We start from the raw sequence: 13,626 nt of genomic DNA on the forward strand, positions 1-13,626 counted from the left end.
TTTTTCTTTCTGCCTGCCAGCCGGGACCGGCTGGAGAAGCGCGTCAGATCTCGCTGATGACGGCGCTCTCGGGCAGGCGGGACTTGGGCAGGCGGGCATTGAAGTCGTCCTCGCTGCGGTAGCCCAGGGCCACCATGACCCGGCTGCGCAGCCCCTTGGCCTTGAGGCCCAGGGCCTCGTCCACGGCCTCGGGGCTGAAACCCTCGATGGGGCAGGCATCGATGCCCAGGGCGCCGGCCCCCAGCAGCAGGGTACCCAGGGCCAGATAGACCTGGCGGTCCATCCAGGCGGCCTCGTCCTGCAGCTGCTGCTGGTGCAGGCCCACGTAGAAGGCCCGGCCCTTGGCCTGGGCTGCCTTGGCCTCGGCGTTGGCAAAGCGGCCGTCTGCCTCCTCCTGCGCCAGGATGGCCGCCAGATGGCCTTCATCCAGGCTTTCCCGGGCGCACAGCACCACCACCTGGGAAGCATTGCGCACCTTGGGCTCGTTGTAGGGGAAATCGGCGGTGAGGGTGGCGGCGATGCGGCCCTTGGCAGCGTCGCTGCCGGCGATGACGAAATGCCAGGGCTGGGAATTGACGGAGGACGGGGCATTGCGCAGCAGGGTGCGCAAGGCCGCCAGATCGTCGGCGGCAATCTTGCGGCTGGGATCGAAGGCCTTGGTGGTGTAGCGTTGTGCGGCTACCTGGGCGATGTTCATGGAAGCTCCTGGGAATAGGGGAAGAAATTTGCCCGGGAGCATACCGCCGCCCGGGGCCGAAGCAAAGGCCGGGAATTCCCGGCCGGCCAACCTCCCGACTCGGGGCCGGCGCCGGCCGCCCCTCAGGCGCCCTTGCCCATCCGCGCCAGCACGTGGCGGGCCATGCCCTTGGCCAGTTCGTCCTCGCCCATGAAGACCGTGCCCAGGCTCTCCTGGCGCAGCAGGCCGGCCTCCTCCTCGGAGTGGGTGCGCAGCACCACTTCGATGGCCGGATTTAGGGTGCGGGCCATGTCCACGATCTTGCGCACGTCCAGGGTGTCGGGCGTGGCGATGACCAGCATGCCGGCCCGGGCGATATGGGCCTGGATCAGCACCGCCGGGTCCGAGGCATCGCCGGAGACGGCAGGCACCCCCCGCTCCCGCAGCTTCTCCACCACCTGGCGGTGCTGCTCGGCCACCACATAGGGAATCTTCTGGGCATCCAGGGCCTCGGCGATGCGCCGGCCGACCCGGCCGTAGCCCACCAGCACCACCTGGCCGGAGAGGAAATGCTCTTCCACCGTGGTCGGCAGGGCGGCCGTCGGGTCTTCCCGCATCTCCAGGCGCCGCGCCAGGGCGGAATGGGCCAGGGCCCATTTGCGGGCCGGACCGATGGCGGCAAAGACGACGGAGTTGAAGGCGATGGAAATCAGGGCCCCGGCCAGGATCAGGCTCTGCCCGGCCTTGGGCAGCAGGTCCAGGGCAACGCCCAGGCCGGCCAGGATGAAGGAGAACTCGCCGATCTGGGCCAGGCTGGCGCCGACTGTGAGGGCGGTGTTGAGGGGATAGCGGAAGGCCAGCACCAGCAGGATGGCGGCCACCGTCTTGCCGACGATGACGACGGCGGCCACCGCCAGCACCTTGCCCGGTTCCTGCAGCAGCACCTGGGGATCGAAGAGCATGCCGACGGAGACGAAGAACAGCACCGAGAAGGCGTCCCGCAGGGGCAGGGATTCCTCCGCCGCCCGGTGGGCGAAATCGGATTCGCGCATCATCATGCCGGCGAAGAAGGCGCCCAGGGCGAAGGAAACGCCGAAGAGTTTGGCCGAGCCGTAGGCCACGCCGACGGCGGCGGCAATGACGCAGAGGGTGAACAGCTCCCGGGAGCCGGTGCGGGCCACGGCCCACAGGATGCGCGGGAAGACCCGCCGCCCCACCACCAGCATGAGGGCGATGAAGGCTCCCACCTTGGCCAGGGTCACCGCCAGGGTGCCCCACAGGCTGCCGCCGGCGCCGTGGGCATCGGCAGCGCTGCCGCCCAGCAGCTCGGCCAGGGGCGGCATCAGCACCAGCACCAGGACGCACACCAGGTCCTCCACCACCAGCCAGCCGACGGCGATGCGGCCATTCACCGAATCCAGGATGCCCCGGGTCTCCAGGGCCCGCAGCAGCACCACGGTGGAGGCGCAGGAGAGGGCCAGGCCGAAGACCAGGCCGCCGCCGAAAGACCAGCCCCAGTACATGGCCAGCACGGTGCCCAGGGCGGTGGCCACGGTGATCTGCACCACGGCGCCGGGAACGGCGATGCGGCGCACATTCATCAGGTCTTCCAGGGAGAAGTGCAGGCCGACGCCGAACATCAGCAGCATGACGCCGATCTCGGCCAACTGGCCGGCCAGCTCCACGTCGGCGACGAAGCCCGGGGTGGCCGGGCCCATGATGATGCCGGCAATGAGGTAGCCGACCAGGGGGGGAATCTTCAGGCGGGCAGCAATGAAGCCCAGGATCATGGCCAGGCCGAAGCCGGCGGCCACGGTGGTGATGAGGCTGATGTCGTGGGGCATGTTGCGGTCCTTGCGGGGAGTGTTAGCAGACTAGCGCCAAACAGGCGGCCACGCACTCCCCTCCCCTCGACATCCGCCGGGATCGGGCCGACACGCGCTGACCTTTCGCCCGGCGAAGCCCATTGTCCCACGAAGGGCGCCGCGGCTGGATCAGGGAAACGCCGGACAAACGGACGGCAGGCACCGCGCCGGGGACCCGGTGCGGCCAGGAAAAGTCGGGGGAAAAACAGCGGGGCGAGGCCCGCCGCTCAGAACAGGGGCGCCAGGGCCTTGTCCAGGTCTTCCAGCTTCATGCCGCCCAGCTTGCGGGCGACGATGTGGCCCTGGCGGTCCAGGATCACCGTGTAGGGCAGACCGGCCTTCTCGTTGCCCAGCTGGCGCATCAGGTCCAGCCCCGGCTGCAGGCCGGAAACCAGCACCGGGTAATTCACCTCGTAGGCCGAGGCGAATTCCTTCACCGCCTCCTTGCCCTCTTCCACCGCCACGCCGACGATGGTCAGGCCCTTGGCCTTGTACTTGTTCTGGATGCTCACCAGATCGGGAATTTCCTTGCGGCAGGGGCCACACCAGCGGGCCCAGAAATTCACCACCAGGGGCTTGCCCCGATAGCGCTCCAGATTCACCTTCTCGCCGGCGGTATCGGGAAAACTGGCGGCGAAGAGCGGCGCCGCGGAGGCCTGCTCTTCGGCAACAGCCGCCAGGGGAGCGGCAAACAGCAGGGCGGAGGCCAGGGCGGCGAGGGAGGAACGCAAGGGCAGCATGGGCATCAGGGCAGGTCGGTTTTGCGGAAAGTCAGGAAGCCGGCCAGGGCCGCAGCGCTGCCCAGGAGAACCGGATAGGCCAAAGCATAAACCTTGTAACCGAGAACGCCAAAGGTATCCAGGATCACGTACGCGGAGGGCCCGAGGACGATCAACTGGGGATCGAAGAGGGCCAGGGCCGCGGTGCGGAACACCTGCAGGGGGTTGGCCAGGGCGATGCCGATCACCGTTTCCGGACTGACCTGGCCCTGGATCAGGACGCCGAGCAGGATCAGGTCGAGGAACACCAGCATCAGCAGCCAGACCATGAAGGCCGTGCCCTGGGCCACGTCGGTGCTGCGGGCCAGGGTGGAGATGAGCATGCCGATGCCGAGGAAGCACCAGGCCATGGCGGCCAGCAGGGCGGTGTAATAGACGAACATGCCCCAGGGCACTTCGATGCCCTTGATCAGGGCCCACAGCACGGCGCCCAGCATGGCGACGAAGACCGGCAGGAAGATGGTGACGTAGCGGCCCAGGAACTTGCCCCAGAACCAGGCCGCCAGGCCCACGGGCAGGGACAGCAGGTATTCGAAGACCCCGGCCTCCCGGTCGCCGGCGACGGAACGCACGGTGGTGACGAGGACGAAGATGGGCAGGATGGCCATGGCCAGCTGGATGTAGGTCACCAGCAGGCGGGACAGGCCGATGAAGCCCAGGACCCGGGATTCGGTCAGACCGAAGGCGAACAGCAGGGCCACGATGCCGCCGAAGACCAGGCTGTAGATGAGGAACCAGCGGGCCCGCAGGGATTCCACGATGTCGAGTTTGGCGGTGAGCCAGAGGGTTTTCATTGCTGTCCTATTCCCTGAGTGTTTTTATTTGCCTTTGGCGAGGACCTGCTTCTTCGCTTCGTCGAAGCCGATGCTGCCCTCCACCTTGTCGGCCACGGCACCGAAGCCGTAGGCCATGGGAGTGCGCTTGCCGCTCACGTAATAGGCCTTGCGTGCGTCGAGCCAGCGGCCGTCGCGGGAATCGGCGATCCAGAATTCCATGCGCGGGTCCGACGACCAGGGCTGGTGCTCGCTCCAGAAAATGGCGCAGCCGAAATCGTCGAACTTGTAGACCTTCTTGCTGTGGGGATCGCGGATCTGGGCCGCGTAGGCCTTGTCGCTGATGGCCATGCCGCAGCGGGTGCAGCCGTCCCGGTCCCACTTGATTTCCACCGGGCCGCTGCTGGGCTGGCCGCCGCAGCCGGCGAGGGAGACGAAAACGCCGGCCGGCACCGAGAAGAGGAAGGTGCGGCGCTTCATTGCAGGGTCACTCCCGTGACCTCCTGCATGTCGATGCGGGTCAGCAGGCCGACGTAGCGGGACACCATGCCGAGGAAGCGCAGGCGGTCCGGGCCGGCCACCTGGCCGTGCCAGGAGAGGCCCTCGTTGCGGGCGGCGAAGCCCCAGCCTTCCAGGGCCTTGGCGATGGCCGGGTCGGCCCGGCGCAGGTCCACATGGCAGTCGAGCAGGGTATCCATGCCGGAATCGTCGGCCACCCGGTCGTCCAGCACTACCTTGCCCATGTCCATCTCGATCACCCGGTTCACCAGGGCCGCCACCTCGTCGAGACGGTGGCTGGAAATGATCATGGTGCAGTTGTCCTGGCGCTCGGCCAAGAGCTGGAAGAAGATGTGGCGGGCTTCCGGGTCCAGGTTGGCGGCCGGTTCGTCCATCACCAGCACCTGGGTGTCGCGCCCCAGGGCGATGGCGATCAGCAGCTTCTGCTTCATGCCGCCGGAAAGGCGGTTGAAGGGACGGGCGGCGATGGCGTCCACATCCAGGCCGAGGCGGTCGGCGATGGCGTGGATGCGCCGGGGATCGGACTTGCACACGGCAGCGGCGAAAGTCACCAGCTGGCCCACGGGCATTTTCAGGGGCGGCGGCAGCTGGGGCACGAAGCCTACCTTGCCCAGCACGTCGGCCCGATGGGTCCGGGGCGCCTTGCCGTCGATGCTGACCTCGCCGCCGTAGGTGTATTCCCCCAGCAGGCAGCGGATCAGGGTGGTCTTGCCGGCACCGTTGGAGCCGATCAGGGCAATGCGCTCGCCCAGCTGGATGTCCAGGCTGACTCCGGCCAGCACTTGGGCCTTCTTGAAGATCTTGCTGACGTTGTCGAAACGGATCATGGGAAAGGAGATTTCTCGCAAAGCGTTACAGGGCCAAGGCCGCAGGATGCCAAAGCCCGGGCTGCGGCGCTTTGATATTTATCTCCTTCGGCTCCATTTTTCCTAAAGCAGTTTGTCCAGGCCCTTGACCCCGTAGGTCAGGGCGCCGCTGGGGCAGGTGTCCACGCACAGGCCGCAACGGGTGCAGTCGGGGCCGATGGACATCACCGCCTCCTCGGCCCGGCCCTTGATGACCACGTCGAGAACGTGGGGCACCAGGCAGACCTTGCGGCAATCGCCTTCATGGAAGCACTTGTCCAGGCGGTAGACGATGCGCAGGGGCGACACGGTGCCCACCATACCGTAGGTCAGGCCGATGGGACAAACATATCGGCACCAGGCCCGGCGCGAGTAGAAAACTTCGAACAGGAGCAGCAGGAAGATCCAGGCCAGGGCCAGGCTGGGGCCGTAGATAAGGGCCCGGGAAAGGATGCCCGTGGGCGACAGGGTCTCGAACACGGTGTAGCCGGTGACGATGGCCAGCAGGGAGAACAACACCCAGAACACGGTGCGGGTGCCCCGGTGGAACTCATGGTCGGTGACCCACTTCTTTTCCACCAGCTTCAGGTGCAGGGCCTCGAACCATTCCGCCACCAGGTGGTAGGGACAGACCCAGGAGCAGAAGGTGCGCCCCCCCAGCAACACCCAGAGGAAGAACACCGTGGCGGTGCCGATCAGCAGGTTCACGATGATGTGCTTGTGGGCCAGCATCACCTGCAGGGCGGAGTTGAGGTCGATCAGGTGGAAGCCGACGAAGCGGGAGGCGGTGAGGGCCCCCTCCAGCATCTGGATGTCCAGCCAGAAGGAGACGACGAAGAGCAGGTTCACGGCGATGAGCACGGCCCAGCGGCGGTTGCGCCACTTGTGCTGCAGCAGCTGGTGCTCCCGGGTGTGCTGCTTCATGGCCTCGAAGTCGGCCTTGTTGAGGCGCTTCAGCTTGTGGATCTGTTCCGCCTCCGGACTGTAGGCGGCGGGCTTTTGCGGCTCCCGGCCGAGCATGACCAAGAGCTTTTCCTTGAAGCTTTTCATTTCAGGCCTCCCAGGTCTTGCGTTCGTCCACCACGATGGCGGCCATGCCGCCCGCTTCCACGGGGCAGATCATTTCGCAGACGCCGCAGCCGACGCATTGTTCCAGGACCTCCGGCGCCGCCCGTTTGACGCCGTCGCCGTTGTCCACGAACTTGAGGCGGATGGCGTCCTTGATCGGGCATTCGGTGACGCACAGGTCGCACAGTTCCCGCTCGTAGGGATGGTCCGCCACCGGAATGGGTTTCCAGCGGTCCACATCCATGTAGCGCATGGTGCCCTTGAAGCCGGCGCCCCGGGCTTGCCCCTTGAAGCCCTTGCCCTGGGCCGCCAGACAGATCTGGGGCTGGGCCAGGCGGGCCAGGCCCATGCGTTCCTTGAGATTGAGGGTGGGTTCCGGGTCCTTTTCCTTGGCCTTGAGAATGGGCAGACGGGCCAGGTGGGCGCCGGGCCGTACCGCCAGGAAACCGGGCTTGTCGTAGGTGAGGGCGCCGGTGGGACAGGCCAGGATGCACTGGCCGGCATCGCAGGAAAAGTCGCAGGCCTGCTCCCGGGCGTCGATGTGGGGCACGCCGATGCCGTAGCCGTCCGTGAGATCGCCCAGCTTGATGGCCTGCACCGGGCAGACCTGGACGCACTGGCCGCACTTGATGCAGGAGGCGAGGAAGTCCTTTTCATCCAGGGCGCCGGGAGGACGCAGGCGGGTGCGGCTGGCCCGGGCCACGGGCAGATAGCCCAGCAGGGCTAGGCCGACGATGCCGCCGGTCAGGAGGGAACTGCGGATGAAGCGGCGGCGGGCAGTGCGCTGCTTGGCGGAGCCGGCGGGCTTGGCAGCATTGCCGGCAGGCGTATCGGATTCCGGGTTGTTGTCACTCATGGTGCTTTCCTCCGGGGATTCTTGAACACCGGGGCTTCGTCCCGCACCATCAGCACGGGGTCTGAAAAGGGAGCCAGGCGCTCAAGGAAATCCAGTGATTCCATCATGGGGGCGCTCTTGAAAAAGAGGGCGAAGGGCACTTCCATCCACAGGCGGTCGGCGTAGGCGTAATCCTCGTAGGGCGTGTCGCCGACGCCGTCGTTGTTGCGGTCGAAGCCCTGGTAGCCGTCCCAGTAGTTGCCGTGCCAGCGGTTATGGGCGGCACCGCCGCCCCCGGCCACGGCCACGTCGGCCAGGTTGCCCTCGAAGACATTGCTCTCGAAAACGCTCCCCTCCCGGTCGGAGACGAAGCTGACGGCAATGCCGTTGAAGGCGAAGCGGTTCTTGCGCACCTCGGTCTTGGAGCCGGGCTCGAAGGGCGACAGGTCGGTGCCGATGCCGGTGGAGCAGTAGAGGATTTCGTTGCCCTCGATGACCGTGTTGCTGGCCTCCTTCAGGCCCACAGCCATACCGGTGGCGCCGGTGGCATGGGAGATGGTGTTGTTGCGGATGTAGGCGCCGTTGGTGTACATGAGATACACGCCGACGGCGTTGTCGTAGAAGCGGTTGCCCTCCACCGTGTTCTCGTGGGCGAACATGAAGTGGATGGAATAGCGGCTGCGCCGGCTGACGTTGTTGCGGAAGACGTTATGGTCGGAATACCAGGCCACCATGTCCCGGGAATCCTCGATTTCATTGCCTTCCAGCAGGTTGTTCTTGCTGTACCAGAGGCGCACGCCGTCGCCCCGCAGGCCCAGGTCGAAGGGCTTGGAGCGGATGTAGTTGCGGGTCAGCTTGTTGTCGTTGGACTGCTTCAGGTCGATGCCGAAAAGACAGTTGGTGATGCGTACCTGGTCGACCACGTTGCGGTCGCCGCGCACATTGAGACAGGCGTCGTCGCTGTCGTGGGAACCGCCGGAATTGGTCAGATGCACGCCGCGCAGCACGGCACCGCTGGTATCCAGGACGAACACCGTGCCCTTGCCGCCGCCGTCGATGATGACCTGGCCCTGGGCCTCGATGGTCAGGGGCTTGTTCACCACCACCGGACCGGAATAGCTGCCGGCCGGCACCTTCAGCACCGAGCCTTCGGGAGCCTGATTGACCAGATCCTGGAACCAGGGAATGCCGGCCACCGCCGGCACCGTGGGCAGGGGCACCTTCTCGCCGGAGGCGCCCCAGGCGCTGCCGGCAGGCTTGCCCATGCCGTCATCCGCACTGGATGCGGCTGCCGGCGTATCGGTGGCGGCGCCGAGGGCCCGCAGGGCGTAATCCGGGTCTCCCACGGCAACGCTTACCGCCGCCCACACCAGCAACGGCGAGGCGGCGACTGCAAGCAGGCGTCTCACTCGGCAGCCCCCTCGCGCACCTGCTTGCGCCGGATCAGCAGGGCCGGCATGAGGTTGAGGAACATCAGCACCAGCAGGCCGTAACCCCAGTAGGGATAGGAGTAGGTGGAGAACTGGGCCACCTTGCCTTCGCCGAAGACGGTGGGCATGAAGGGCTTCACCGTGAAGGCGCCCCAGGGGTGCAGGTTGTGGCCGAAGAACCACAGCCAGGCGGCGTAGGTGACGACGAAGAAGAGGGGCAGCAGGGCCGGCACCAGGGCCAGCAGCAGGCTGAAATTGCGCACCTTGGCAACGCCGGCGACGACGATGCCCATGACCAGGATCAGGCCGACGATGACGATGTGGCTGATGAGGGTGACGTTATCGCCCCAGGCCTTGATCTTCTCCGGTTCCTTGAAGAAGGTGCCGGCCTCCTGGACGTAGGCTTCGACGTGGCTGGCCAGATGGCCGAGCACGTACTGGTCCACCAGCATCCAGGCGGCAACGGCGGCAAAGCCGGCGGACAGGACCAGGATGCGGGTCTTGCGCTTGGTCACCATGAAGCCGGCCAGCATGACGGCGAAGAAGCCGAAGAAGAACTTGGCCAGGGGCTTCTCCACCGGGGCACCGGTGGCGATGGGGAACATGCCCACGTAGTGGTTGATGGTGTTCATCTCGTGGACGCAGTCCAGGCCCTGGGCCCCCTTGTTCACGTCCTTCTTGGCATCCAGGATGGGGTTGTAGCGCTCGGTGTTTTCGTCCAGGTCCTGCTGGATGATTTCGTTGGCCATGCGGGTGCCGACCCCGGCCGCCTTGCAGCCGTTGTAGACGCCATCGAAATGGAAGTGGATGCGGATGCCGTCAGGAAAGGCGTCCTTGGGGTAGTTCGGTGCCGTCAGGGAGACCCACCAGATGGGGGCGAAATAGGCGGCCACCATGGCCACCAGGGCGATCAGGGTCAGTCCCTGGACCAGGCGAGTCTGTTTGGTTTGGGTATCCATGTTCTGCTGTCTCTCGAAAAGCAGCCCCGCTTACCGGCGACGGCCGCAGGATGGTAGTGCTAGTTATTTTTGACCGGCCTTCCCTGAACCGCCGGAGGCCCTCTCCCCGGGAGAGGGGTGGATGGAGGAAGGATCGGGCCTCCCCCTCATCCGGGGCCTCCCTGCGGGGAGGCCCAGAGTGTTGCAAGCTTACTTCTTCTTGCCCGGCTTGGCTGCACACATGGAGCCAGGCATGGTCATGCTGGACTGGTAGGCGGAGATGGCCACCAGCTGTTCGTTGTTGTACTTCTTGATGATCTTCACCATGTCCGGGTTGGCGTTACGGCGGTGGCCGTCGCGGATCTCGGTCATCTGGCGCAGCAGGTACTTGTAGTGCTGGCCGGCGATCACGGGGTAGAACTTGTCCTTGACGCCTTCGCCGTTCTTGCCGTGGCACTCCAGACATTCCTTCTCGTACAGCTCCTTGCCCTTGGCGATCTGCATGGAGGCGTCGACGCCCTCATACTTGCCGTGGTCGGTGGGGATGCACAGGCCTTCAATGTAGGCAGCCACATCAGCCAGTTCCTGGGGATCGGTCAGGGTGGCGGCGAAGGGATACATGGTGGGGTTGTCGCGCAGACCGGCACGGATGTCGGCCATCTGCTTGATCAGCACGGTGGTGTGCTGGCCGGCGAGCTGGGGGAAGGTGCCATCGGGACGGCCGGCACCGGAAGGCAGGTGACAGGCGCCGCAGACCTCGTAGGCTTCCTGGCCGCGCTTCTTGTCGCCCTTGAGCTTCAGGGCTTCGATCTTCTCGCCCTCCTGGGCATTCCACTTGTAGTCCTTCGACTCGATACCGCCTTGGTGGGGAGCCGGCGGACCGGCATGGGCCACCCCCAGGGCGATGAGGGAAAGGGAGGCGGCGATGATCAGCTTTTTCATTTGAATCCCCTTACAGAGAGAAAATTGCTATGTGCTAATGTTAGTCGGGCCCGGCGGGGCCTGTATTTGATGCGGGTCAATCCGAAAAAAAGACGCCGGTCGGCAAGCTAGCCGCACCGCCGTCCTCCGGGGATTCGGATCAGGGCTTGACCTTGGACAGGTAGTCGGCCAGCGCCTTGATTTCTTCGTCATTGACCAGATGCATGACACCCTTCATGGCGGCAGTCTGGCCGTTGTTGCGGGCGCCGCTCTTGATGTCCTTCATCTGCTGCTCGGCGTAGGCGGCATTCTGGCCGGCCAGCTTCGGGTAGTTGGGCATCAGGGGCTTCTTGCCCTCGGCACCGTGACAGGCATTGCAGGTCTTCTCGGCAAACAGCTTGGCGCCGTCGGCAGCAAAGGCGGGGGCGGCCACAGCGGCGGCCAGGGCGGTGAAAAGCACCAGTTTTTTCATGGGTATTCCCTTTCATAAGAAAACGGGGAGCATGGTGATGCTCCCCGCGTTCAACAACTATTACCTGAATCAAATCCGGCGGATTACTTCACCTTCTTGGCGCCGTTCTGTTCCAGATAGGTCTTGGCGCGCAGGCCGAGGTCGGCTGCCTTCACCTGGTACTGCCAGACTTGCTCGGCCCACAGGGTGGCCTGGTTCCAGTCCTTCTTCTTGGCAGCGTCTTCATGCTTGGCCTTGGCGTCCTTGATCTTGTTCAGCTGATCGACGGCGTCGTCCATCATGTTCACCACGTCCGGGAAATCCTTGTAATTCACGGAGGTGATGTAGCCGACCACCTGATCGATGACGGCCTGGGTATCGGCCACCTTCTTCAGCTGCTTCTTGTAGTCGTCTTCGCTGTAGATCGCCTTCTCGGCACCGGCCGTCTTGGTCGCCTTCCAGCCCTTCGGCTTGACCAGGAGGTAGCCCTGCATTTCCAGGTGCAGCGCGGAGCAGAACTCGGTGCAGTAGTAGGGATAGACGCCTTCCTTGTCGGCCTTGAACTTGACCGTGACGGTCTTGCCCGGCTCGACGGAAGCATGGACGTTGTAGGTGGAGACGGTGAAGCCGTGGGTCTCGTCCTGGGCCCGTTCGAGGTTGGTCAGGTGGATGGTGATTTCGTCGCCCACCTCGGCCTCGATGGTTTCCGGGGTGATGTGGGAACGGATCAGGGTACCCTTGACCTCGATCTTGTTGCCCTTCTTGGTGGTGACTTCCTCACCGGCACGGACGGCGCCGGGGTGCGGCTTGTCGGTGCGGGAGTCGGTACCCACCTTGTAGCGGACGCCGGGCTTCAGCTTGGCGGCATCGATGGCGACAACGTAGTGCGGCTCGCCCAGCGGCAGGGGCATGTCGTACAGGAGCTGCATCTTGTCGTTGCTGATGTCGATCAGCTGGTGGTTCTGCGGGTGCAGGGGACCGACGGGCACGAAGCGGTCGATGGACAGCTTGTTCAGCGCCACCAGGTAACGGCCCTTGGGATCGGCGGAGTCACCTTCCATGGTCATCAGGTGACCGATGTTGTAGTGCACGCTGATTTTGTCGAGAACCTTGCCTTCACAGAAGTTCCACTTCACCACCTGGGAATCCACGTACAGGGAGGTGTAGGCCAGACACTGCTTGGAGTCGTACTGGGTGTGCAGGGGGCCGAGGCCCAGTTGCACCTGGGTGTGCAGCGCGTCCTTCATGGCGATCACGGGGATGCCGTAGGCGTCCTTGGACTCGAACTTGCCGGCCTTGATGGCGGCCTGGATCTTGTCGAAGGAATACACGGACACGTGGGTGTCGAGCTTGCCGGCAACGGTGATGAACTTGCCGTCCGGGGTCACGTCGACGCCGTGGGGAGACTTGGGTTCCGGAATCAGGAACAGCACGCCTTCCTTGACGGCAGTTTCGATTGCCAGGACGTTATGGCCGTTGATCTTCTTGGCCATGCCCTTGGCGACCAGTTCAGCAGCCTTCTTCCAGTTGATCACGTGCAGATAGTCGGTGTCCTTGGCGGAACAGCCGGCTTCATAGGGAGGACGACCCTTCTCGATACCGCCCACATAGCGCTCGGAGCAGAAGGAGTTGGTGAAGGACCAGCCGTCGGACGGACCCTTGCCAGCGTCGGACAAATCCTGGCTGTAGGGGGGCAGTTCGAGGGAGAAGGACTGCTTCGGATCGATGCGGCCTTCCTTGCGGTCAAACTTCCAGTAGGTGACGCCGCCGCGGTACTTCTCGTTGAACTCTTCGAGGGGGTAGAACTTCTTGTTTTCCAGCGGGGAAGCGTACTGGGCAGCCTCGATGACGTAGTCGGTGTTCGGGGTGACGAAGGCGCCGCCGTGTTCGGACTTGAAGATCGGGTTCACCACGATCTGCTTGGTCTCGAAATCGCGCAGGTCGATCACTGCCAGACGGGGATTGGCCTTGTCGTTGATGAAGAGGAACTGGCCGTCGTACTTGCCGTCGGTTTCGGAGATGGCCGGGTGGTGAGTATCACCCCAGGTGATCTGCTTGCCGTCGATCATGCCCTGGTTCAGCACGGCCTTGGAGTTCTCGTCGTAGCCGTAGCCCTGCCAGGGTTCGGGGGTGAACACGCCGATGTACTTGAGGATGCGCATGGACGGAATGCCATACACGATCACCTGACCGGACTGACCGCCGGAGGAGAAGGCGACGAATTCATCACGCTTACCGGTGGGAACGTAGGTCTTGGCCGCTGCCAGCAGGTCCTGCTGGGACAGGCTGCGACGTTTCATCACGTCCTGCAGGGACTCTGCTGCCGTGGCAGCCCCCGCTGCCGCGAAACCGATACCGGCTGCAACCAGCGCGGCGACGGTCTGCTTCATACGAGTCTTCATTTTGACTCTCCCGTTGATAAATAAAGGAAATTTCTCTGCTATTGCCCTAGGCACCATAGGGTGCGCACCTACTATGCGGCAATATGTCGCACATCATCGGCGCCGCCACACTTCTAAACTTTGA

General features: G+C 64.6%; 13 protein-coding genes. All 13 read right to left on the minus strand.

What is annotated here, in order from left to right:
* Positions 1–43: 43 nt before the first annotated feature.
* The 13 genes from AZSP09_RS06965 to nosZ all read right to left on the minus strand — a co-directional run bounded on the left by AZSP09_RS06965 (position 44) and on the right by nosZ (position 13,502).
* The gene (locus tag AZSP09_RS06965) at positions 44–697 is read right to left on the minus strand and encodes an oxygen-insensitive NAD(P)H-dependent nitroreductase NfsB (protein ID WP_014238308.1); all 654 of its coding nucleotides are present in this window, start codon (positions 695–697) and stop codon (positions 44–46) included.
* A 122-nt stretch (positions 698–819) separates the two neighbouring features.
* On the minus strand, positions 820–2,520 hold the full coding sequence (ybaL, locus tag AZSP09_RS06970) for a YbaL family putative K(+) efflux transporter (protein ID WP_130458919.1): 1,701 nt from the start codon (positions 2,518–2,520) through the stop codon (positions 820–822).
* Positions 2,521–2,768: 248 nt separating this feature from the next.
* Positions 2,769–3,287: a TlpA family protein disulfide reductase gene (locus tag AZSP09_RS06975; protein WP_014238310.1), complete on the minus strand. Its 519-nt coding sequence runs from the start codon at positions 3,285–3,287 to the stop codon at positions 2,769–2,771.
* Complete coding sequence (locus AZSP09_RS06980; protein ID WP_014238311.1) at positions 3,287–4,114, minus strand: ABC transporter permease; 828 nt, start codon at positions 4,112–4,114, stop codon at positions 3,287–3,289. The genes AZSP09_RS06975 and AZSP09_RS06980 overlap by 1 nt, the downstream gene beginning before the upstream one ends.
* Before the next feature lie 24 nt (positions 4,115–4,138).
* Entirely contained in the window at positions 4,139–4,573 is a 435-nt protein-coding gene (locus AZSP09_RS06985) for a protein NosL (protein ID WP_130458920.1), read from the minus strand.
* Positions 4,570–5,439 carry an ABC transporter ATP-binding protein gene (locus AZSP09_RS06990; protein WP_014238313.1) on the minus strand — a complete coding sequence of 290 codons (870 nt, stop codon included), beginning with the start codon at positions 5,437–5,439 and terminating at the stop codon, positions 4,570–4,572. Before AZSP09_RS06990 ends, AZSP09_RS06985 begins: the two co-directional genes overlap by 4 nt.
* Before the next feature lie 102 nt (positions 5,440–5,541).
* Positions 5,542–6,507: a NapH/MauN family ferredoxin-type protein gene (locus AZSP09_RS06995; protein WP_152089580.1), complete on the minus strand. Its 966-nt coding sequence runs from the start codon at positions 6,505–6,507 to the stop codon at positions 5,542–5,544.
* 1 nt (position 6,508) lies between these two features.
* Complete coding sequence (locus AZSP09_RS07000) at positions 6,509–7,381, minus strand: 4Fe-4S dicluster domain-containing protein (RefSeq protein WP_152089581.1); 873 nt, start codon at positions 7,379–7,381, stop codon at positions 6,509–6,511.
* The gene (gene nosD, locus AZSP09_RS07005; protein WP_152089582.1) at positions 7,378–8,769 is read right to left on the minus strand and encodes a nitrous oxide reductase family maturation protein NosD; all 1,392 of its coding nucleotides are present in this window, start codon (positions 8,767–8,769) and stop codon (positions 7,378–7,380) included. The genes AZSP09_RS07000 and nosD overlap by 4 nt, the downstream gene beginning before the upstream one ends.
* Positions 8,766–9,749 (minus strand): hypothetical protein, encoded by a 984-nt coding sequence (locus AZSP09_RS07010; RefSeq protein ID WP_152089583.1) that lies wholly within the window; start codon positions 9,747–9,749, stop codon positions 8,766–8,768. The genes nosD and AZSP09_RS07010 overlap by 4 nt, the downstream gene beginning before the upstream one ends.
* Positions 9,750–9,938: 189 nt before the next feature.
* Complete coding sequence (locus AZSP09_RS07015; protein WP_152089584.1) at positions 9,939–10,670, minus strand: c-type cytochrome; 732 nt, start codon at positions 10,668–10,670, stop codon at positions 9,939–9,941.
* Positions 10,671–10,809: 139 nt separating this feature from the next.
* Positions 10,810–11,121 (minus strand): c-type cytochrome, encoded by a 312-nt coding sequence (locus AZSP09_RS07020; protein WP_014238319.1) that lies wholly within the window; start codon positions 11,119–11,121, stop codon positions 10,810–10,812.
* Positions 11,122–11,204: 83 nt separating this feature from the next.
* A complete protein-coding gene (gene nosZ, locus AZSP09_RS07025) occupies positions 11,205–13,502 on the minus strand; it encodes a Sec-dependent nitrous-oxide reductase (RefSeq protein WP_014238320.1) in 2,298 nt (765 codons plus the stop codon).
* Positions 13,503–13,626: the final 124 nt, after the last annotated feature.

This window comes from Azospira sp. I09 (assembly GCF_009177135.1).
GTDB lineage: Bacteria > Pseudomonadota > Gammaproteobacteria > Burkholderiales > Rhodocyclaceae > Azospira > Azospira oryzae.